At 70.2% G+C, this 20,196-nt stretch carries 14 protein-coding genes; 4 read left to right on the top strand and 10 right to left on the bottom strand.

The window, feature by feature from the left end; genetic code table 11:
- Nucleotides 1-141: 141 nt before the first annotated feature.
- Genes HEP75_RS04295 through HEP75_RS04285 form a run of 3 tightly spaced genes read right to left on the bottom strand, consistent with a single transcriptional unit; the run spans nt 142 to nt 2,790 of the window.
- Nucleotides 142-1,488, bottom strand: coding sequence for an O-antigen ligase (locus HEP75_RS04295; RefSeq protein WP_185825569.1), 1,347 nt, complete (start codon nt 1,486-1,488; stop codon nt 142-144).
- On the bottom strand, nt 1,469-2,581 hold the full coding sequence (locus tag HEP75_RS04290; RefSeq protein WP_185825568.1) for a glycosyltransferase: 1,113 nt from the start codon (nt 2,579-2,581) through the stop codon (nt 1,469-1,471). Before HEP75_RS04290 ends, HEP75_RS04295 begins: the two co-directional genes overlap by 20 nt.
- A gap of 11 nt (nt 2,582-2,592) precedes the next feature.
- Nucleotides 2,593-2,790: a zinc-finger domain-containing protein gene (locus HEP75_RS04285; protein WP_184412051.1), complete on the bottom strand. Its 198-nt coding sequence runs from the start codon at nt 2,788-2,790 to the stop codon at nt 2,593-2,595.
- 202 nt (nt 2,791-2,992) lie between these two features.
- Between HEP75_RS04285 and HEP75_RS04280 the strand changes: the two genes are divergently transcribed.
- Nucleotides 2,993-3,232: a helix-turn-helix transcriptional regulator gene (locus tag HEP75_RS04280; RefSeq protein ID WP_145703540.1), complete on the top strand. Its 240-nt coding sequence runs from the start codon at nt 2,993-2,995 to the stop codon at nt 3,230-3,232.
- 454 nt (nt 3,233-3,686) lie between these two features.
- Here the strand turns inward: HEP75_RS04280 and HEP75_RS04275 are convergent, their stop codons facing one another.
- On the bottom strand, nt 3,687-5,981 hold the full coding sequence (locus HEP75_RS04275) for an NADP-dependent malic enzyme (RefSeq protein ID WP_185815310.1): 2,295 nt from the start codon (nt 5,979-5,981) through the stop codon (nt 3,687-3,689).
- A 150-nt stretch (nt 5,982-6,131) separates the two neighbouring features.
- On the bottom strand, nt 6,132-7,496 hold the full coding sequence (locus HEP75_RS04270; RefSeq protein WP_185825567.1) for a dicarboxylate/amino acid:cation symporter: 1,365 nt from the start codon (nt 7,494-7,496) through the stop codon (nt 6,132-6,134).
- A 474-nt stretch (nt 7,497-7,970) separates the two neighbouring features.
- On the opposite strand from HEP75_RS04270, the gene HEP75_RS04265 reads away from it, so the two are divergent.
- Complete coding sequence (locus tag HEP75_RS04265; protein ID WP_185815308.1) at nt 7,971-9,143, top strand: porin; 1,173 nt, start codon at nt 7,971-7,973, stop codon at nt 9,141-9,143.
- Between the two features lie 268 nt (nt 9,144-9,411).
- Nucleotides 9,412-12,060, top strand: a complete 2,649-nt coding sequence (locus HEP75_RS04260; RefSeq protein ID WP_185825566.1) for a PAS-domain containing protein — start codon at nt 9,412-9,414, stop codon at nt 12,058-12,060.
- A gap of 526 nt (nt 12,061-12,586) precedes the next feature.
- Here HEP75_RS04260 and HEP75_RS04255 read toward each other — a convergent pair.
- A complete protein-coding gene (locus tag HEP75_RS04255; RefSeq protein ID WP_053839186.1) occupies nt 12,587-12,928 on the bottom strand; it encodes a DUF5713 family protein in 342 nt (113 codons plus the stop codon).
- Between the two features lie 115 nt (nt 12,929-13,043).
- Entirely contained in the window at nt 13,044-13,682 is a 639-nt protein-coding gene (locus HEP75_RS04250; RefSeq protein ID WP_185815305.1) for a response regulator transcription factor, read from the bottom strand.
- Nucleotides 13,683-13,793: 111 nt separating this feature from the next.
- On the opposite strand from HEP75_RS04250, the gene HEP75_RS04245 reads away from it, so the two are divergent.
- Nucleotides 13,794-16,955 (top strand): ligand-binding sensor domain-containing diguanylate cyclase, encoded by a 3,162-nt coding sequence (locus HEP75_RS04245; RefSeq protein WP_255423996.1) that lies wholly within the window; start codon nt 13,794-13,796, stop codon nt 16,953-16,955.
- Nucleotides 16,956-16,979: 24 nt separating this feature from the next.
- On the opposite strand, the gene HEP75_RS04240 is transcribed toward HEP75_RS04245, so the two are convergent.
- The 3 genes from HEP75_RS04240 to HEP75_RS04230 are packed head-to-tail and all read right to left on the bottom strand — an operon-like array spanning nt 16,980 to nt 20,153.
- Complete coding sequence (locus tag HEP75_RS04240) at nt 16,980-18,062, bottom strand: ABC transporter substrate-binding protein (RefSeq protein WP_185825565.1); 1,083 nt, start codon at nt 18,060-18,062, stop codon at nt 16,980-16,982.
- Nucleotides 18,059-19,447 carry a sensor histidine kinase gene (locus HEP75_RS04235; protein ID WP_185825564.1) on the bottom strand — a complete coding sequence of 463 codons (1,389 nt, stop codon included), beginning with the start codon at nt 19,445-19,447 and terminating at the stop codon, nt 18,059-18,061. The genes HEP75_RS04240 and HEP75_RS04235 overlap by 4 nt, the downstream gene beginning before the upstream one ends.
- Complete coding sequence (locus tag HEP75_RS04230) at nt 19,440-20,153, bottom strand: response regulator transcription factor (protein ID WP_185825563.1); 714 nt, start codon at nt 20,151-20,153, stop codon at nt 19,440-19,442. The genes HEP75_RS04235 and HEP75_RS04230 overlap by 8 nt, the downstream gene beginning before the upstream one ends.
- Nucleotides 20,154-20,196 lie beyond the last annotated feature (43 nt).

Genomic DNA, 20,196 nt, shown 5'->3' with positions numbered 1-20,196 from the left:
TCGGGAGAAGGTGCCCCGAAGGGGCGGATGAGGGTACGGGCGCAGCCTCGTACACCCAACTCCGCGAGACGCTTCACGCCGTACCCTCACCCCAACCCCTCTCTCCCACGGGACTTCCTTCGGTCGCCGGTGGGAGAGGGGCTACACAGTTCCTGCAGCGCCCTCGGCGTCGCGCTCCTCGGCCAGCAGCGCGCCGACATACAGGCCGACCAGCATCAGCGCCAGCGAGCCCCAGAACGACGAATAGAACGCCAGGTGGGTGTTGAACGGGAATACCGTCACCAGCAACGCCAGCATCGCCGGCCTTGCCCGTTCGCGCGCCTGCGGCGAGGCGTAACGCCATGCGCGCCACGCCTGCGCGGCGCCGGCCAGCCACAGCAGCAAGCCGATCACGCCGGTCTCGCTGAGCACTTCGAGCACGATCTGGTGGGCATGGAAGGCCGGCTCGCGGCCCCAGGCGCCGCCATGCGCCGGATCCGGGTCGCAGGCCACATAGGCCTCGCGGAAGCCGCGCACGCCGACGCCGTTGAGTGGATGCTGGCGGATCATGCACCACGAGGCGTCCCAGATCTGGGTGCGCCCGGCCAGCGCCGCGTTCACGTCGGCCGGTCGCCCGCTCAGCGCCAGCGTGGTGCGGGCGAAGCGTTCGCGCACCTGCGGCGAGAGTGCGCCGAGCACGCCGGCGACCAGCACCGCGGCCATGCCCAGCGCCAGCATCCGGCGCATGCCCAGCAGGCGCCAGCCCGACAGCAGCAGCACCAGGGCGTAGGTGATCCACGACGCGCGCGACCCGGCCAGCACCAGCACCACCCCCACCGCCGCGGCGGCGAGCAGCCAGCCCCAGGCGCCGCCGCGGCGCCCGGCCGCGAACAGCAGGAACGGCGACAGGCTGGCCAGCACCTGGCCGAACTTGAGGTTGCACGGGCCGAACACGCCGCTGAGGCGGTCGGCCAGCGCGATTTCCTGCGGCGTGCACAGGCCGTGGTGGTTGATCGCCCACTTCAGCTGGTCCATCGACCAGAACAGCGGGCTGGTGCCGCACAACGCCTGCGCCAGCGCATCCACGGTCCAGATCGCGGCAATGATCGCCAGCCCGTTGAAGGTGGTGCGGCGGCCGCGCGGCGTCGCCACCGCCATCGCCACCAGCCACAGGAACGGCAGGAAGCGCAGGTCCACCGCCGATTCGCGCAGCGCCAGCGGCACGTCCACCGCATCCAGCGCCGACAACGGCTGCGGCAACCAGTAGCTCAGGAACAGCAGCGTGGTCAGCGCCCACGCCGGGCCGCTGAGCAGGCTGGCGCCGCCGCGGAAGCGGCTGTGCAGCAGCCGCGCCAAGGTCGCCAGCGCGCCCAGCGCGAGCACGCCGGCGGCCAGGCCGGGTGCCGGCCACAGCGCCACGAACGCCAGTACCCAGACCGGGGCCCAGCGTTCGCTGCGCGCCGGCGTCAGCGGCGCGAGCAGGGAGGAATCAGCGCCGGAGTTCGTCATACACCGCCAGGGTCGCGTGCTGCATCGCCTGCAGCGTGTAGGGGATCTGCGCCGGCGGTGCCGGCGGTTGCGCCAGCAGGCGCGCCGCCGCCGCGTGCAGGGCCGCCGGATCGAACGCGGGAACCGCACCGGACGGCTGCAGCTGCGCCAGCAGTTCGCCGGCGCCGCCGTGCGCCCAGCCCAGCACCGGCCGCCCCACCGCCAGCGCCTCGACCACGGTGCGGCCGAACGCTTCCGGCTTGCGCGACAGCTGCAGCACCAGATCGCTGGCGGCATAGGCCTCGGCGATGCGCGCGGTGGGCGCGGTGAACGCGATCGCGTCGGCGATACCCAGCGCGGCGGCCTCGGCCTCCAGCTCCTGCAGGTAGGCCTCGCGCCCGGCTTCGCGCGCGCCGGGCAGCCACAGCCGCGCCGCGCTGCCGTCGGCGCGCAGCGCGGCGAGCAGGCGCAGTGCATCGGCGTGGCCCTTCAGGCGGGTGCCGCGACCGGGCAACAGCAGCAGCGGGCCGCTGCCGGCGGTGGCCGGCGCCTCGCTCGCGGCCCAGGCGCGCGCGTCCGGATCGGGCTGCGCCCGGCGCGGGAACTGCGCCGGGTCGATGCCGCGCGGGATCACTCGCAGCCGCGCCGGGTCGGTCTGCGGGTAGTGGCGCAGCACGTAGTCGCGGACTGTGGCCGACACGCAGATCGCGCGCTCGCCGCGGGCCATGATCGCGCTGTAGCGGCTGGGCGAATTGAGTCCGTGCACGGTGGTGACGAAGCGCGGCCGCTGCGCCGCCGGCAACCCGCGCAGCGCGTGCCAGCCGAGCCAGGCCGGCAGCCGCGAGCGCGCATGCACGATGTCCACCCGCTCGCGCACGAACAGGCGCCGCAGCGTCGGCACATGGCGCAGGCTCAGCAGCGACTTGCGGCCGATGTCCAGGGCGATGTGCTCGGCGCCGGTCGCGGCCAGCGCCGGCAACAGGCGACCGCCGGCCGACACCACCAGCGCGCGATGCCCGGCAGCGACCAGCGCCGCGGCGATTTCCAGGGTGGAGCGTTCCACGCCGCCGGACTCCAGCGCCGGCAGCAGCTGCACCACGGTCAGGCGGTGCATCGACCCGGCGGTCAGTCGACCAGCACGAAGACCGCGCCGCAGTAAGGGCACTGGGCCTCGTGGCTGGGTTCTTCGTCCACCGGCAGATAGACCCGCGGATGCGAGTTCCACAACGCCATCTCCGGGGTCGGGCAGCTCAGCGGCAGGTCGGCGCGGTGCACGGTGTAGCGCTTCTCTGCATTGGCGGGCGCGGTGGCGGTATGGCTCATGGCGGTGGGACACGGCGGGAGGAGACGGGGAATTCTAGCAGCCCGCCCCAGGCGCGCGCCGGCCAGGAAACGCCGCGCCTGTCCTGTCCCGAGTTTGTCCGTTCCTGTCGGCTTGATGCCAAGCGATGACATCCACTATGCTCGGGGGACGCGGCGCAACCATGCCGCTCTGAGGTGTCCCGTGGATATAGGTGTGCGATTGATGCAGGCGCGGCGCAATGCCGGTTTCACGCTGCGCGAACTGGCGGCCCTGCTGGGCGTGGCGCATAGCACCCTGGGTCACTGGGAGAACAATCGTTCCGTTCCCAATGCCCGGCATTTGCTGAAGATTGCCGAACTTACTGGCGTCGATGCCTATGTGCTGCTGACTGGCAAGCCGTCCAAGCTGAACCAGGGCGACCACGAAAGCCTGCCGCTGCCGGTAGGCAAGCGCCTGGCCTGAGCGCGCTGCGGCGCGCTCTTGGCGCCGCATTCGATCCTGCGCAACCGCGATGGCGGGCGCTGCATGGGGTCGTGCTTTTGCGCATCTTGCGGCAGGTTTTTGCGCAGCAACTCCTAAATCGTTCACGCGCCACGCTCTGATCGCGCTTGCTTTTAGCGCGTTCGCGGCATTCCGTGGCCAGGCGCCAAACAAGCCTGCTTTGACTTCGACCCGCCTCAGGCCTGGTCGACAGGCCCCGCTGCTTCACTCGGTCATCCGCGAAGCGCGTGCGCGCCGTGCGACCCATCGCCGGATCGGTGATCTCGGCGGGGAATCGGGCAAGCCCGACGCAATGACATAAGGACGCGCTGCAGGCAGCCCGCCGTACACACACCAACCGATCCGGACGACTGCAGCGAAACGCGCAGCCATCAACGGCTGCGCGCTTGCGTACCGAACGCGCCGAAGCGTTTGCTTACGGCGCGCTCTTCTCCGCTTCCAGCTGCTTGCGGATCTGCGCATCGACCGCGGCGATCGCGGTCATGTTCATCACCCGGCGCGAGGTGGCACTGGTGGTGAGGATGTGCACCGGCTTGGAGATGCCCATCAGGATCGGGCCGATCGCCACCCCGTCGGTGAACACGCGCACCAGGTTGTAGGCGATGTTGGCCGCTTCCAGGTTCGGCAGCACGAACAGGTTGGCGCGGCCCTTCAAGGTGCTGTTGGGCATGATCTGCTTGCGCAGCGCTTCGTCCCAGGCGGTGTCGCCCTGCATCTCGCCGTCGATGTTGAGTTCCGGCTTGCGCTTGAGCAGCGCCTCGCGCACCTGGCGCATCTTCAGCGCGTCGCGCGAGTCGTGGCTGCCGAAGTTGGAATGCGACAGCAGCGCGATATTCGGCTCGATGCCGAACAGCCTGAGTCGGAATGCGGCCTGCAGCGTGGCCTCGACGATCTGCTCCACGCTCGGATCTTCCTGCACGTGCGTATCGAGGAAGAAGAACGCGCCCAATTGGTTGATCACCCCGGTCATCGCCGAGGTCGAGCTGACCCGCGGTTCCAGCGGAATCACGCTGCGCGCGTAGCCGAGCTTCTTGTGGAAGCGGCCGACCACGCCGGTGAGCAGCGCATCGGCTTCGCCGCGCGCGACCATCACCGCGGCGATCAGCGTCGGCCGCGAGCGCATCAGTTCCTTGGCCGCGGTGACGGTGACGCCGCGGCGCTCGGTCAACGAGTGGTAGTACTGCCAGTAGTCGTTGAAGCGCGGATCGTCGTGGATGTTGGTGATCTCGAAGTCCACGCCGGCGGTGATGCGCAGGCCCAGGCGCTGGATGCGCGCCTCGATCACATCCGGGCGGCCGATCAGGATCGGGAACGCCAGGCCTTCGTCGATCACGCTCTGCACCGCGCGCAGCACCACTTCCTCTTCGCCCTCGGCATAGACCACGCGCTGCTTGTCGGCGCGGGCGCGGTCGTAGACCGGCTTCATCATCAGGCTGGTGCGGTAGACGAACTGGCCGAGCTTGTCGCGGTAGGCCTCCATGTCGGCGATCGGGCGCGTGGCCACGCCCGAGTCCATCGCCGCCTGTGCCACCGCCGAGGACAGCTCGACCAGCAGGCGCGGATCCAACGGCCGCGGAATCAGGTAATCGGGGCCGAAGCTCGGGGTCTCGCCGCCGTAGGCCGCGCCCAGGTCGGAGGCCTCGCGCCGCGCCATCGCCGCGATCGCCTTGACGCAGGCGATCTTCATCGCCTCGTTGATGCCGGTGGCGCCGACGTCGAGCGCGCCGCGGAACAGGTACGGGAAGCACAGCACGTTGTTGATCTGGTTCGGGTAGTCCGAACGGCCGGTGCCGATGATCGCGTCCGGGCGCACCGCCTTGGCCGCCTCCGGGGTGATTTCCGGATTGGGATTGGCCAGCGCGAAAATCACCGGCTGCGCCGCCATCGTCGCCACCATCTCCGGCTTGAGGATGCCGGCGGCCGACAGGCCGAGGAAGATGTCCGCGCCCTCGACGATCTCGGCCAGGGTGCGCTTGTCGGTGTCGCGCGCGTAGCGCTGCTTGTCCGGATCCAGATCGGTGCGGCCGGTATGGATCACCCCGTCGCGGTCCAGCGCCAGGATGTTCTCCGGCTTCAGGCCCAGCGAGACCAGCATGTTGACGCAGGAGATGCCCGCCGCGCCCATGCCGGTGGTGGCGAGCTTGACGTCCTCGATCTTCTTGCCGGTGACGACCAGCGCGTTGAGCACCGCGGCGCCGACGATGATCGCGGTGCCGTGCTGGTCGTCGTGGAACACCGGGATGTTCATCCGCTCGCGCAGCTTGCGCTCGACGATGAAGCACTCCGGCGCCTTGATGTCTTCCAGGTTGATGCCGCCGAAGGTCGGCTCCAGGCTGGCGATGATGTCGACCAGCTTGTCCGGGTCGTTCTCGTTGATCTCGATGTCGAACACATCGATGCCGGCGAACTTCTGGAACAGAACGCCCTTGCCTTCCATCACCGGCTTGGACGCCAGCGGGCCGATGTTGCCCAGGCCCAGTACCGCGGTGCCGTTGCTGATCACCGCGACCAGGTTGCCGCGCGCGGTCAGCTCGCTGGCCTGCTGCGGATCGGCGACGATCGCTTCGCACGCGAACGCCACGCCTGGCGAATAGGCCAGCGACAGGTCGCGCTGGGTCAGCATCGGCTTGGTCGCCGCGACCTTGATCTTGCCCGGCGGCTGCTGGCGGTGATAGTCGAGGGCGGCCTGTTTGAAATCGTCGTTTGACATCGAGGGCTTCTTTTGTCGAAAGGCGCGGAGGCTTGGAATTCTACTCTCCGCGGCCATGGCCGGTCCTGTCTGGCGGCTGTCGCCGCGCGCGCCGGCACCTGAAAAAACGCGACGCGCCGGCAATGCCGGCGCGTCGTACGCTGCAGCAGATCAGCGGGCGGCGAGCGGTTCGGTCGTCACCGCCGGCAGCGGCACGGCCTCGCCGTCCAGCGCCAGACGCAGGCGATCGCGGTCCAGCGCGTTCTCCCAGCGCGAGACCACCACGGTCGCCACCGCGTTGCCCATGAAGTTGGTCAGCGAACGGCACTCGCTCATGAAGCGGTCCACGCCCAGGATCAGCGCCATGCCGGCCACCGGCACTTCCGGCACCACCGCCAGCGTCGCCGCCAGGGTGATGAAGCCGGCGCCGGTCACGCCCGCGGCGCCCTTGGAGCTGAGCATCGCCACCAGCAACAGCGTGATCTGGTGCCACAGGGTCAGTTCGGTGTTGGTGGCCTGGGCGATGAACAGCGCAGCCAGGGTCATGTAGATGTTGGTGCCGTCCAGGTTGAACGAATAGCCGGTGGGCACCACCAGCCCGACCACCGACTTCTCGCAACCGGCCTTTTCCATCTTCTCCATCAACGACGGCAGCGCCGATTCGGACGAGGACGTGCCCAGCACCAGCAACAACTCCGCCTTCAGATAGCGGATCAGCTTGAAGATCGAGAACCCGCACAGGTACGCCACGGCGCCGAGGATCACCAACACGAACAGCAAGGACGTGACGTAGAACGAACCGACCAGCCAGGCCAGCTGCACCAGCGAATGCAGGCCGTGTTCGCCGATGGTGTAGGCGATAGCGCCCAGCGCGCCGATCGGCGCGGTCTTCATCAGGATGTGCACCAGCTTGAACACCGGCGCGATCAGCGCCTCCAGCAGGTTCAGCACCGGCTTGCCGCGCTCGCCGACCAGGGCCAGCGACACGCCAAACAGCACGGCGACGAACAGCACCTGCAGCACATTGGGGCCGGCCAACTTGCCGTTGACCACCTGGTCGCCAGTGAACGCGCCGATCAGAGAATTGGGAATGATGTCCATCAAGAAGCCGACCAGGGTCAGGTCGTGCGACTTCTGCACGTAGCTGGCGACCTTGCTCTGGTCCAGCGTCGCCAGATTGACGTTCATGCCCGCGCCGGGCTGCACCACGTGCGCGACGATCATGCCGACCACCAGCGCCAGCGTGGAGAAGAACAGGAAGTACACCATCGCCTTGACGAAGACGCGGCCCACCGTCTTCAGCTGGGTCATGCCGGCGATGCCGGTGACGATGGTCAGGAAGATCACCGGCGCGATGATCATCTTCACCAGCTTGATGAACGCGTCGGCCAGCGGCTTGAGCTGGGTGCCCCAGGACGGCTCCAGATGGCCGAGCAAGGCACCGATGACGATGGCGACCAGCACCTGGACGTACGTATGCCTATAGAACGGCACAGGACGCGGCGCGGGGCCGGCAGGGGAAGCGGGGATATGCATGTGAGCGCTCCGGAGCGGATGTAGACCGGCAACCCGACGCAGGTCGCGGAATGCTGCCTTTGTACGCGGCGCCCGCTTCTAAGCAGATAACCTATTGGTACTAGTCCCCTGTTCGCGACGCCGCCGAGGCAGTTACAGTGTTCCGGCACGCTCACGGGAGGGAGGTGCGACGCGCGATGCCGGCCAGGTAAATGCCCGCCGATGCCGCGTCGCCTGCCGATCTGCCGCCGGCGCTGCCGGCGTCGCATGCGTATTCAGGGGCGATGCGCCGTCGCAGGATCGCAACACCGCTGTAAAGAACCGCCGGATGCGTCCGCTATTGCATGCGGGCGGCTCGTTGTTCCGGCGCTGCGCCCCGCACCACGGCCGAGGGAACGTCGTGGTCGGCATCACGCTGCACCGCCCGCGCAAGCCTTGCCGTCCCGTCTGTCGAGTGCCGGCGCGCTTTTTTCCTCATCAAGAAGACATCACATCATGCGCCATACCCTTCTCTTCGCTGCGCTGTGCCTGACCGCCGCCGCTCCCGCCGCTGCCGCCAGCGGGTTCGACGATTGGCCGACCAAGGTCGCCTTCAGCGACGGCACCGAACTGGCCGTGACCGGCAACTACGGCTACGACTGGAACAACTTCTCCGACGACGACGCGCGCCTGGAAGACGACAACGCGTTCCGCCGCAAGGAATTCGGCGCCACGCTGAAGAAGAAGGGCGTGTACGACGCGATGGTGTACTTCGACTTCCAGTCCAAGCTGTGGCTGGACGTGTTCTTCCGCTTCGAGACCAAGGCGCTGTTCGGCAGCGACTACGGCAAGGTGCGGCTGGGCTACATCAAGGTGCCGGTCGGCCTGGAAGGCGTGACCAGTTCGCGCGCCGACAGCTTCCTGGAAACCGCGCTGCCGATCCAGGCGATCTACCAGGGCCGCCGCACCGGCGTGGAGTGGACCTTCGAGCGTCCGCAGTACCTGCTGCAGGCCGGCGCGTACGGCGGCAAGGACCTGCAGGGCGACAACCCCGGCACCACCCAGGCGGTGCGCGGCGTGTGGACCCCGTTCAAGGCCGACGGCGACGTGCTGCACCTGGGCCTGGCGTATTCGCAGGAAAGCCCGCGCGGCTACCACAACGGCCTGGACGTGAGCTTCAGCCCGCGCGTGCGCCTGCGTGCGCGTCCGGAAGCCGGCCTGACCGACGTGCGCCTGGTCGATTCGGGCACCCTGGTCGATGCCGACCAGGTGCGCCGCACCGGCCTGGAGGGGATCTGGATCAAGGGTCCGTTCTCGATGCAGGGCGAAGCGCTGCGCGCCGAGGTCACCCGCGACAACGGCCGCCCGGACTACACCGCCGACGGCCAGTACGTGTTCGCCAGCTACGTGCTGACCGGCGAGTCGCGCCCGTACAGCGCCGGCAACGTGGCCAACGTCAAGCCGGCCAATGCCTACGGCGCGGTCGAAGTGCTGCTGCGCTACAGCCGCCTGGATCTGGACGACGGCAGCGTGCTCGGCGGCCGCCAGCACGACTGGACCGTGGGCGCCAACTGGTACCTGACCAGCCACTTCAAGTTCCAGGCCAACTACGTGCGCGCCGATGCCGAGCGCGCCGGCGTACACACCAAGCCGGACTCGATCGACCTGCGCGCGCAGGTGCAGTTCTGATAGGCAGGTCCTGATCCGCATCTCGATCGGCACTGCCCGATCGAGGTGCGTTCGCAACGAAGACACGCGACGGCAGCGTCGGCCCTCCGCATCTGGGCCGGCGCTGCCGTCGTGCATTCGGCAATCTGGTTGCCACGGCCGCTTGCGCGCTCGCCGCGACACGGCGGGAACGCCTAGCGCAACCTTCCGCGGAACGCATCGCCACCAGCACGCGTGTCGCTGCCGCTAAGCTGGCAGGATACCGTCCCGACCGCGCCCACTCCGCCGCATGTATCCCGCCCTGCGCTATCGCCGCTTCGCCCTGCTCCTGCTTGCCGCCCTCGGCGGCATGGCGTTGGCGATGCTGTCGGCCGGGCATTTCGCCGAACAGCGCGCGCTGCGTGCCGAGAGCCGGCAATTGCGCCAGCAGTTGGAGCTGTACGCGCAGACCCTGCAGCAGCGCATCGACCGCTACCGCACGCTGCCACAGGTGCTGGCGCTTGATCCGGAACTGCGCGAGGCATTGACCGGGCCGCTGGATCCGGCCGCGCACCAGCGGCTGAACCTGAAGCTGGAACGCGCCAACGACGTCACCCGTTCCTCGACGCTGACCCTGATCGATGCCGATGGCGTGGCGGTGGCCGCCAGCAACTGGCGCCTGGCCAGCAGCAACGTCGGCGCCGACTACAGTTTCCGCCCCTACGTGAAGCAGGCGCTGGCGCAGGGCAGCGGCCGTTTCTACGGCATCGGCATGACCACCGGCGTGCCCGGCTATTTCCTGTCGCAGGCGATCCGCGACGAGGCCGGACGCACCCTCGGCGTGATCGTGATCAAGATCGAACTGGCCGCGCTGGAACGCGAATGGCTGCGCGTGCCCGACGTGGTGCTGGTCAGCGATCGCCATGGTGTGGTGTTCCTGTCCAGCCGCGACGCCTGGCGCTACCGCCAGCTGCAGCCGCTCAGCGCGCACGAACGCGACGAACTGCTGGCCACCCGCCAATACGCGCGACAGACCTTGCTGCCGGCGCAGCGGCGCAGCCTGGCCACGCTGGACGACGGCGGCCAGGTGATGCGCATCGATGCGCCTGCGCAGCGCGCGTCGCTGCTGTGGCAGAGCATGGCGCTGCAGGAAAGCGGCTGGCGCCTGCACCTGCTGCACGACATCGGCGGCAGCCGCGCCGCCGGCCGCGCCGCCGCGCTGGCCGCGGCCGGCATCTGGCTGGCGCTGGTGTTCCTGGGCCTGCTGTTCCAGCAGCGCCAGCGCCTGGCGCGGCTGCGCCAGCGCAGCCGGCGCGAGCTGGAATCGCTGCTGCAACAGCATGCGCAGGAACTGCGTACCGCGCAGGACGGCGTGGTGCAGGCTGCGCAGCAGGCCGATACCGGCCTCAGCCGCAGCCTGGAGCACTTGCCGCAGGGCGTGGTGATCATCGATGCGCAGTTGCGCCTGGTGGCGTGGAATTCGCGCTACCTGGAGATCTTCCGTTTCCCGCCGGAGCTGATCCGCATCGGCCGCCCGATCGAGGACGTGTTCCGCTACAACGCGCGCCGCGGCCTGCTCGGCCCCGGCCCGGTGGAAGCGGCGATCCAGCGCCGCCTCGACCATCTGCGCAGCGGCCGCCCGCACATGCGCGAGAGCGAGAAGGACGACGGCACGGTACTGGAAATCCGCGGCAATCCGCTGCCCGACGGCGGTTTCGTCACCAGCTATGCCGACATCACCAGCTACAAGAACGCCGCGCGCGAACTGCGTTCGTTGGCCGACGCGCTGGAGCACCGCGTCGCCGAGCGCACCCGCGACCTGGCCGACGCCAAGCGCGAGGCCGAGAACGCCAATCGCTACAAGACCCGCTTCGTCGCCTCGGCGGTGCACGACCTGCTGCAACCGCTCAACGCCGCGCGCATGTTCGTGTCCGCCTTGCGCGGCAGGCTGCACGACGCCGACGCGCGACAGATCGCCGACCATGTCGACAACGCGCTGGTCGCGCAGGACGCCATCCTCAACAGCCTGCTGGACATCTCGCGGCTGGAAGCGGGCACGCTGAAGACGCAGGTGCGCGACTTCGCGCTGGGGCCGCTGCTGCAGACCCTGGCGCACGAGTTCGGCATCGTCGCCGAAGACCGTGGTCTGCATCTGGACTACGTGCCCACGCGCGCCGCGGTGCGCAGCGACGAGACCCTGCTGCGGCGCATCCTGCAGAACTTCCTGTCCAACGCGGTGCGCTACACCCCGCGCGGCCGCGTGCTGCTGGGCTGCCGCCGCGACGGCGACAGCCTGCGCATCGAGGTCCACGACCAGGGCCCGGGCATCCCCGAGGCGCTGCAGCAGGAGATCTTCGAAGAGTTCCGCCGCCTCGGCGACGGCGTCGCCCACGACCGCGGCGCCGGGCTGGGCCTGGCCATCGTGGAGCGCATCGGCCGCCTGCTCGGGCACCGCATCGGCCTGCGCTCGCAGCTCGGCCGCGGCAGTGTGTTCGCGGTCACCGTGGCGCTGGGCGACGCCGCCGCCGCGGCGCAGGCGCAGGCGCCGACCGCGGTGGCCAGCGACAACGGCGACGACCCGATCCTGCATGGCTGCCGGGTGTGGTGCATCGACGACGACCCGCGCGTGTGCGAAGCCAGCCGCGCGCTGCTGGAACGCTGGGCCTGCCGGGTGGAACTGGCCGCCGGCCCGGAGGAGGCGCTGGCAGCGGCGCAACCGGCGCAGGCGCCGGAGCTGGTGCTGCTGGACGTGCGCATGGGCGAGCGCGACGGCCCGGCCTTGTTCGCGCAACTGTGCGGGCGCTGGAACGCCGAACCGCGGGTGATCCTGGTCACCGCCGAACCGGACCCGGCGCTACGCGCGCTGGCCCAGGAGCACGGCTGGGGCTTCCTGTCCAAGCCAGTGCGCGCGCCGGCACTACGCGCGCTGATGACGCAGATGCTGTTGCGACGCGGTTGAGCCCCTTTCGCAGAAGGCGAAAGGGAGCAGCCGCGGCATGCCTTAGCCCCTCTCCCATCGGGAGAGGGGTTGGGGTGAGGGTCCGGCGCGAAGCGGCTCGTGGAATTGGGTGCGCGAGGCTGCGCCCGTACCCTCATCCGCCCCTGCGGGGCACCTTCTCCCGAGGGGAGAAGGGACAGCCGACTAGCCCCTCTCCCATCGGGAGAGGGGTTGGGGTGAGGGTCCGGCGCGAAGCGTCTCGCGGAGTTTGGGTGCGCGAGGCTGCGCCCGTACCCTCATCCGCCCCTGCGGGGCACCTTCTCCCGGGGGGAGAAGGGACAGAAGGCTAGCCCCTCTCCCGCCGGGAGAGGGGTTGGGGTGAGGGTCCGGCGCGAAGCGTCTCGCGGAGTTTGGGTGCACGAGGCTGCGCCCGTACCCTCATCCGCCCCTGCGGGGCACCTTCCCCCGAAAAGGGGGCCATGGTCCCGGTGGGAGAAGGGAACAGCCGCGCTTAGTCCCCACCGACGCCCGATCCCCCACCGCCCGCTCACCACTCGCGCGGCGCGATCAACTCCTCGGCATCGGCGGCATCGAAGCCATAGGTCTTGGCGATGTACAGGAAGTCCACGCCGATGTTGTCGCGCGCGGCGGTCTCGATCTCGCTGTCGTGCGCCTCGAACTCCAGCGCCAGCGCGTTGAATTCCTCGGTGGCGGCGTGGGTGAGCCGGTACAGCGCCGGCAGGTCCGGCGGTGCCTGCGCCTCGATCGCCTCGCACAGCCGCAGCAGGATCTTCTGGCCCTTGCCGACCAGGAAGGAAGGAAAATAATCGTCGTCCAGCATTTCCTGCAGGAACGGGTAGTAGGCGATCTGCTCGTTGCGGATAGGCATGGTCCGGGGGTCCTTTCCGCCCGCAGGAAGCGCGGGCGCCAGTGCATAGCATCGCGTATCCGGGCGCGGCGGAAAACGCTCCCGGCCCATCGCTTGGCCGAACCCCGCGCGGGGTTCAGGCCTCGCCTTCCGGCTCCAGCGCCTTGACCAGCACCGCGGCCTGGGTGCGGCTGTGGCATTCGAGCTTTTTCAGGATCGCCGTCACATGCACCTTGACCGTGTTCTCGGCCAGGCCCAGTTCGTAGGCGATCTGCTTGTTGAGCAGGCCGTCGGCCAGGCACAGCAGCACGCGGAACTGCTGCGGGGTCAGCTGCGCCAGGCGTGCGGCCAGTTGCGCGTCGGCTTCCGAACGCGCGGCGGTCAGCGGCGGGAACCAGGTGCCGCCGTCGAGCACCGCCGCCACCGCGATGCCGATGGTCTCGGCCGGCGAGGACTTGGGAATGAAGCCGGCCGCGCCGAACTGCTGCGCGCGGCGGATCACCCGCGGGTGGTCGTTGGAGGAGATCACCACCACCGGCACCTCCGGACGTTCGCCGCGCACGTGCAGCAGCGCCGAGAAGCCGCGCGCGCCAGGCATCGCCAGATCCAGCAGGACCAGGTCGACGTGCGCCTGCGCGGCCAGCGCGGCATCCAGCGTGGCGGCGCTGGACGCCTCGGTCACCCGCGCGCGCGGCAAGGCCTGGCGCAGCGCGTGCAGCACCGCGGCGCGGAACAGGGGATGGTCGTCGGCGACCAGAATCGTGGGCGCATCCATGCCTACAGTCTGGCATGCGCGGCCGCCACCGTGCCGGTCCTGCGCCAGGAATCGCCCCGCCCCCGGCAGTGGCGGCGTTCAAGCCGCAGCACCGGCGGCCGATAGCGAGGCGTGATCCGGACCCTTTCGACCCTGCTGCGCGGCCTGCGCCCGACCGGGTGCCGCTGCGCGCTGCTGGCGGCGCTGCTGGCGCCAGGCGCGAGCGTGGCCGCGACGCTCGCCGCGACCGCCGCCAGCGCTGGCGACGACACCGAATTGCCGAGCAGCCTGGAGCATTTCGGCCTGGACGACGGGCTGTCGCAGCTCACCATCACCGCGCTGCAGAGCGACGACCAGGGCTTCCTGTGGGTCGCCACGCAGGAGGGCCTGAACCGCTTCGATGGCCATCTGTTCCGCGTCTACCGGCACGAACTCAACGCCAGCGACCGGCAAAGCCTGCTCAGCAGCAGCATCGACAGCCTCGCCTTCGAAGCCCGCGGCACCCGCCTGTGGCTGGGCAGCAACGACGCCGGCCTGGAGGTGATCGACCTGGCCACCTGGAAGCGGCATCGGCTGGGCGTGACCGACGGCCTGTCGCACAACCGGATCACCAACATCCTGATCGATCCGCGCGGCGGCGCCTGGCTCGGCACCGAGCACGGCATCGACCGCGTCGACGCGGCACTGAGCCGGGTGCTGCCGCTGGGCGGCGATGCGCCGGTGGTCGGCCTGACCTGGATGCCCGACGGCAAGCGCGCGGTGGCGCTGGACCGGCGCTGCCGGCTGTGGCTGCTCGACGCGAACGCGCGCCAGGCGCTGCCGGCGCCGCCCGGCATCGACGAATGCGTGGGCCTGCAATCCGGGCCGGAGGGGCTGTGGCTGGCCTCGGCCAGCGCCGGGCTGTTCAAGCTCGATGCGCAAGGCGCCACGCTCGCGCACTGGAGCACGCAGCAACTGCTGACCGGGCACAGCGATCTCAGCGCGCTGATCCGCCTGGCCGACGGGCGGGTGCTGGTCGGCTCCACCAATGGCACGGTGACGCAGTTGGACAAGGATGCGGCGGCGCCGCGGCGGTTGAGTTTCGACGTGCCGCCGCAAAGCGCCATCACCCGGTTCTACCAGGACGGCAACGGCACCTGGTGGATCGGCACCTACACCGCCGGCCTGTACCGGGTGCGGCCGATGTCGGCGGTGATCCGCAACGACGAGGAAGACCTCAGCGACACCCATGCCTGGCCCAGTCCCAGCGTGCGCAGCATCTGGCGCGACGGCACGCGCATGCTGATCGGCACCGACCAGGGGTTGTTGCTGCGCGAGCGCGGCCGCGCGTCCTGGCAGGTCCCGGCCGCGCTGGACACGCGCATGGTGCGCGCCATCGAGGGCGACGGCCGCCACTGGTGGCTGGGCACCCGCCACGGCCTGTGGCGCCTGGACGAAAACGGCGCGCTGGCACGCGTGGACGGGCTGGCCGATGCGCACGTCAACGGCCTGCTGCGCGAGGGCGACACGCTGTGGGTGGCCACGCGCCGCGGGCTGACCCGGGTGGTCGACGGCCGCGTGCAGGACGATCCGCGCTGGGCGCCGCTGGCCGGGCGCATGCTGACCCGGGTGTACCGCGACACCCAGGGCACGCTGTGGATCGGCTGCAACGACTGCGGCCTGTGGCGGATACGCGGCGACCGGCCGGCCGAGCCCTACCGCCCCGGCGGCGCCGGCCTGTATCCGTCGGTGTGGGCGCTGTACGAAAAGGACGGCGTGCTGTGGGTGGGCACGTTCTCCGGCGGGCTGTATGCGGTGGACCTGAAGCGCGACCTCGCGGTGCGCTACACCGACCGCGAAGGCCTGAGCAGCAACGTCATCTACACCATTCTGCCGGATCCGCAGGGACGGCTGTGGCTGAGCACCAACAACGGCCTGAGCGTGCTCGATCCGGCCACCCGCATCGTGCAGAACCTGGGCAGCCGCGACGGCCTGCAGAACCAGGAATACAACAGCGGCCAGGGCTATCGCGACAGCCGCGGGCTGCTGTATTTCGGCGGCACGCAGGGCGTGGACGTGATCGACCCGCACAAGCTGCCGTTGCGTAGCCACCCGGCACGCGCGGTGCTGACCGACCTGCGCGTGCTCGACGCCAGCGAAGGCAGCCACGACGGCAAGCGACAGATCGAGACCGACGTGGTGTATGCGCACGACATCGCGCTGGACTATCGCGACAACGTGTTCACCCTGGGCATGACCGCGATCGACTTCACCGCGCCGGGCACGGCACGGCTGCGCTACCGGGTGGACGGCCTGCACAAGGGCTGGATCTATCCGCAGACCGCGCACAGCGAATTCTCGGTCAGCCATCTGCCGCCGGACCGCTACACGCTGGAACTGCAGGCGGCCGGGCGCGACGGCCAGTTCGGCGCCGCGCGCACGCTGCAGATCGAGGTGCGGCCGCCGCCATGGCGGCATCCGCTGGCGTATGCCGGCTATGCGCTGCTGGGCCTGCTGCTGCTCGGTCTGGGCGCGCAGCGCGTGCGCCGCACGGTCAACCGCGAGCGCGACATGGTGGAACTGCTGAACCTCACCGTCGCCGAGCGCACCCGGCAGCTGGAGCGCGCCAACCAGCAACTGCTGCAGAGCAATGCGCAACTGGAAGCGGCCACCCGCCTGGATCCGCTGACCCGCGTTTCCAACCGCCGCGAACTGCAGGATTGGCTGGCCCGCGAATGCCCGGCGCTGCGCGCGCAACTCGACGCCGGCAGCAGCGCCGATGAGCTGTATTTCTTCATGATCGACATCGACAACTTCAAGCGCATCAACGACGACTACGGCCACCAGGCCGGCGACACCGCGCTGGTGCAATGCGCCGACAGCCTGCGCGCGCTGTGCGGCGAGCGCGACCTGCTGGTGCGCTGGGGCGGCGAGGAATTCGTGCTGGTCACCCGCCTGCCTCGCGACGGCGCCGCCGAGGCGCTGGCCGAGCGCCTGCGCGCGGCAGTGGCCGCGCAGCGGTTCGCGCTGGAGCAGCGCGAACTGACCCTGACCTGCTCGATCGGTTTCGCGCCGTGGCCGTTGGTGGCGGCGTGGCCAGCGCTGGGCGATTGGGAGCAGAGCGTGGGCCTGGCCGATCGCTGCCTGTACGCGGCCAAGGGCGCCGGCAAGAACGCGTGGGTGGGGCTGGGCGCCGGCGCGGCACCGGATCGGCCGCGCGTGCAGGCCTTGCTTGCCGGCGGCGCGCCCGAACAGCTCGGCGACAGCGTGCGCATCCTGCACTCCACCGCGCAGCCGCCGCACTTCGCGCGTTGAGCGCCGGCGTCCGCCTAGGCGCGTTCAGCGCGGCGGATGGCGGCGCATGCTGCTGCGCCAGGCATCCAGGAACTGGCGGCGCTTGAGCGCGTCCAGGTACACCAGCAAGCCCGGCCCCAGCGCGATCGGGCGGAACGCCGGCGTCGCCGCCGGCGTCGCGCCGCCGCTGGCGCCTGCCCCCGGCAGGATCGGCTTGAGCCGCGCCTCGCGCGACAGCACCTGCTGCCCGCGCGGCGACAGCAGATAGTCGAGGAACCGGCGCGCTTCGGCCGCATGCGGCGTATCGCGCGGAATGACGGCCGTGCGCAGCGCGACCAGGGTGTAATCCTCCGGCTGCACGATCGCCAGCGGCGCGCCGGCGTCGATCCGCGCCTGCGCGTACGACCCGAGCACGTTGTAGGCCAGCAGCAGTTCGCCGCGGCTGACCCGGTCCAGCAACACGCCGGTGCGTTCCTCCAGCACCACCTGATTGTCGCCCATCGCCGCCAGCAAGGCGCCGGCCATGCTGCCGATCTGCCCGTCCTGGGTCGCGAACAGATAGCCCACGCCGCTGCGCTCCACGTCGTAGGTGCCGATCCTGCCGCGCAGCGGCATGCCCGGCGCGCGCAGCAGCTCCAGCAGCTGGCGGCGCGTGCGCGGCACCTGCGCCGCCGGCAGCCGCGCCTTGTTGTAGACGATCGCCACCGGCTCGTAGCTGATCCCGAACGCCTCGTGCCGCCATTGCGCCCACGCCGGCAGCGCCTCGGTCTGCGGCGAGCGGTGCGCGAGCGCGTGGCCGTCGTTCACCAGCTTGGTCTGCAGGTCCATGCTGGCGCTGATCAGCAGGTCGGCGCAGCGCGCGCCGGGCTGCGGATGCAGGTAGCGCTGGTACATGTCCCAGGCGATCACGTCCTGGTACACCACCTCGGTGCGCGGATGCAGCCGCTGGTAGTCGCCGATCACCGCGGCGAACACCTCGATGTCGGTGGACCCCTGGATGCACAGCTGCGCCTCGGCGCCGCCCTGTGCCGGGAAGCGGCGGATGTCGCCGGGTGCGGCGGCGACGGCATGGGCCAAGACGCAGCCCAGCAGCAGCGCGGCGGCGCGAAACCCGCGGAGCACGGTCATGGATGCAACCTCGGCAGGCGCAGGCTGGCGATAAGGCCGCCGCCGACGCGGTTGGCCAGATCGATGCGTCCGCCGTGGCTGTCGACCACGCGCTTGACGATCGCCAGGCCGAGTCCGGCGCCGCCGGCGGCCGCACCCTCGCCACGCGCGAAGCGCTCGAACACGCGCTCGGCGTCGGCGGCGGCGATGCCGGGGCCGTGGTCGGCCACGGTCACCACGCAATCGCGCGCTTCGCAGGTCAACGCTACCTGCAGCGCGCCGTCGCCGCCGTACTTGCCGGCGTTGTCGATCAGGTTCTTGATCGCCTCGCGCAGCAGCAGCGCGTCGCCGCGCACCATCGCTGGCTCGCTGGCAATGGCCAGCTGCACGCGCGGCCGCGGCTGCGACTGCGGCAGCGCTTCGTGCAGCGCCTGGTGCACGACTTCGGCCAGGTCCACGCTGGCGTAGCGCTGCAGGTTGGCGCGGTGAATCACGCTGGCGTCGCTGAGCAATTGGTTGAGCAGCCGGCTCATATGCGTGGCGTTGCGCTCGATCGCCTCCAGGCTGCGGCGCATGTCGCGCGGATCGTCGTCGTCCAGCGCCAGCTGCGCCTGCGCGCGCAACGCGGCCAGCGGCGTGCGCATCTGGTGCGCGGCCTCGGCCATGAACGCGCGCAAGGTCTCGTTGCTGCTCGCCAGGCGCGCCATGAAGCGGTTCAACGCCGCCACCATCTGGTGCATTTCCTGCGGCGCCGCCACCGCCAGCGGCTTCAGTTCCGAGGGTTCGCGCCGCGACAGGTCGCGCTCGATCCGGTGCAGCGGACGCAACGCGCGATACACCCCCAGCCACACCAGCGCCAGCGACAGCAGCGACAGCACCGCGATCGCGACCAGCGCGTGCAGCACCACATCCTGCGCCAGCGCTTCGCGCGCGCGCCGGGTCTGCCCGACCTGCACCCACACCTCGTCCTGCGCCGCGGCCGACGACACCCGCCGCGCCACCACCGCGAAGCGCACCTGCTCGCCGCTGTAGAACGCGTCGAACAATCGCGGCGCCGTGCTGGCACGCGGCAGCGACGGCGCCTTCGGCAGATCGTCGTAGCCGGTGATGGTGCGCCCGCGCGCATCGAACACGCGGTAGAACACCCGGTCCTCCGGCGCCATCGCCAACAGGTCCAGCGCCGCGTACGGCAGGTCCACCTGCCATTGGCCGTCGGCCAGCGCCACCGAATCGACGATCGACAGTGCCGAAGACACCAGCAGGTGATCGTAGGACCGGTTGGCCGCACGCTGGCCGTAATCGCGCGCGGCGAAGAACAGCGCCACCGCGCCGAGCAGCGACAGCGCCCCCAGGTACAGCAGCAGCGTGCGCCGGATCGACGGTGCCGGCAGCGCGGCCTCAGCCATCGCCGCCCGCATCCTGCGGTGGCGCCGGCGACGCTTCGACCTCGGCCGCTTCCAGCTTGTAGCCGACCCCGCGCACGGTGACGATGCGCAGCGGCGCGCCCGCCAGCTTCTTGCGCAGCCGCCCGACATACAGCTCGATCGCGTTCGGCCCGGCCTCGTCGTCGAAACCGAACAGCCCGTTGCCGATCTCGTCCTTGCCCACCACCTGGCCGATCCGCCCGATCAGGATCTCCAGCAAGCGGTATTCGCGATTGGGCAGCTCGATCGGCGCACCGTCCAGGCTGACGGTATGCGCGGCGTTGTCGAAGGCGAACGCGCCCAGCTGAACCACCTCGCTGGCGTTGCCGCGGTTGCGCCGCAGCAGCACCCGGCAACGCGCCTCGAACTCGCGGAAATCGAACGGCTTCCCCAGGTAATCGTCGGCGCCCACGTCCAGCGCCTGCACCCGGTCCTCGATGCCGTCGCGCGCGGTCAGCATCAGCACCGGCGTGGTGTCGCCGCGCTCGCGCAGCCCGGCCAGCACGCGCAGCCCATCCAGCCCGGGCAGGCCGATATCCAACACCACCAGGTCGAAACTCTGGTAGCGCAGCACGCTGGCCGCGCCCAGCCCATCGCTCTGCCAGTCCACCGCATGCCCGCTGCGGCGCATGCGCCGCACGATCGCATCGGCCAGATCGGCGTTGTCCTCGACTAACAACAGACGCATTGGGGATGACCAGCAGTGCGGCTGTGGAAAGCCGGGATTGGGG

The sequence above is a fragment of the Xanthomonas sp. SI genome (assembly GCF_014236855.1).
Taxonomy (GTDB): domain Bacteria; phylum Pseudomonadota; class Gammaproteobacteria; order Xanthomonadales; family Xanthomonadaceae; genus Xanthomonas_A.
Note: the sequence above shows the minus strand (reverse complement) of the source record. Positions and strands in the feature narration are given on the sequence as shown.